This window comes from Hydrocoleum sp. CS-953 (assembly GCF_002260545.1).
GTDB lineage: Bacteria > Cyanobacteriota > Cyanobacteriia > Cyanobacteriales > Microcoleaceae > Trichodesmium.
Genome location: NZ_LGSU01000046.1, coordinates 1 through 1,571, shown reverse-complemented (window position 1 = coordinate 1,571; position 1,571 = coordinate 1). Strand labels below are relative to the sequence as shown.

The 1,571-nt window shown below is 39.3% G+C and carries 2 protein-coding genes; one reads left to right on the top strand and one right to left on the bottom strand.

The annotated features are described in order from the left end of the window. The coding region (locus tag AFK68_RS00215) for a DUF1071 domain-containing protein (protein ID WP_143437361.1) at window positions 1–291 on the top strand (291 nt) is incomplete at its 5' end. A gap of 78 nt (window positions 292–369) precedes the next feature. On the opposite strand, the gene AFK68_RS00210 is transcribed toward AFK68_RS00215, so the two are convergent. After that, complete coding sequence (locus AFK68_RS00210; protein ID WP_094670708.1) at window positions 370–1,419, bottom strand: Fe(3+) ABC transporter substrate-binding protein; 1,050 nt, start codon at window positions 1,417–1,419, stop codon at window positions 370–372. Window positions 1,420–1,571 lie beyond the last annotated feature (152 nt).

The following is a 1,571-nucleotide window of genomic DNA, read 5'->3' as shown; positions in this document are numbered from 1 at the left end:
TCAAAATTCAAGGAGTTTCTCCGCTCTCGTAAAGCTCGAACTCAAGAAGAATTAAATAGAGTTATTAGCGAGGCGTTGGCGGAGCAAGTGCGGCAGCTATATCGCTCTTGCTTACTGAAGATGATGTCTTTGGTTGGTTTAAACATTGTTGTTTTTGAGGGTGAAAAGCGCTGTCAAGAAAAATATCCACAATATTTTCCGCTAGTCGGAAGTAGAAACTTTGGCTCTGGGTGGGGGTTTGGAGACCAAACCCCTACAGTCTATTTACTTCCAACCTACACGCTCCATTAATTTAATTGCCTCTGGGTTCAACTTACCATAAATAGAAACATTAGGTGGAGGTTTGGAGACCAAACCCCTACAGTCTATTTACTTCCAACCTACACGATCCATTAATTTAATTGCCTCTGGGTTCAACTTACCATAAATAGCAACATTAGTAGAATCGCTCTTGAAATCACCAAAGGTTGCCAAAACGCTAGGAACAGGTACACCTGCAACTACAGGATACTCGTTATTACCATCAGAGAATATTTTTTGAGCTTCTGGACTTGTTAAATGTTCGAGAAACTTAATTGCACCCTCTTTATTGGGAGCGGTTTTAACTACCCCACCACCACTAATATTAACGTGGGCACCGCGACCATTTTGATTCGGGAAAAACATACCCACTTTTTCTGCAACCGCTTTATCTTCTGCTTTGGTAGATCTTTTCAAACGCGCCAAATAGTAGCTATTAGCAATACCAACATCACCAATACCAGCAGCAACAGCTTTTATTTGAGCGGTGTCATTTCCTTCTGGAGGTCTGGCAAAGTTGCTAACAAAACTTTTTGCCCAATTTTCTGTGGGTGACATTCCCAGAATTTCAATTAAAGATGCTACTAAAGATTGGTTGTAAATATTGCTGGAGGAACGGATTACAATTTTACCTTTCCATTTGTCTGTAGCTAAATCTTCATAAGTTGATAGCTCAGAGGGTTTAACTTTATCTTTGTTATACATGATTACCCGTGCCCGTCTGGAGAAACCAAACCATAAATTTTCTGGACTGCGGAGGTTAGTGGGAATTTTACTTTCGAGAATAGAGGAAGAAACTGGTTGTAATATTCCTTGTCCTTGGGCACGCCACAAATTACCTGCATCAACTGTGATGAAGACATCTGCGGGACTGTTAGCTCCTTCACTTCTAATCCGTTCCATTAACTCCTCTCCCTTACCTTCAATTAGGTTGACTTTGATACCAGTTTTTTTGGTAAAGCTGTCATAAAGAACTTGGTCAGTGTCGTAGTGGCGGGAGGAATATAGATTAATTGTACCACTTTGGGCTAATCCTCGGTTGCTTTTTCCGAGTTCGGCAAGTGCCACAGTTGCCATTGCTGTGCCTGTCCCCAGAAATACTCGTCTAGTGATTTTCATTTTTAATTTTCTCCTTATTTGTTTTTGATAAGCAGGTATAAGTAATTACCTCATACTGACTGGTTAATTTTAATGATATTGCAATTTATTCTTAATAAATTTACTCCTTTATTAGGATTAATTTATAGAAAATTTGCCTTTGAGTATTAAAA

Coding starts and splice junctions, on each gene's coding strand:
- AFK68_RS00210 (WP_094670708.1), bottom strand. CDS start 1,419: ATGAAAATCACTAGACGAGTATTTCTGGGGACAGGCACAGCAATGGCA.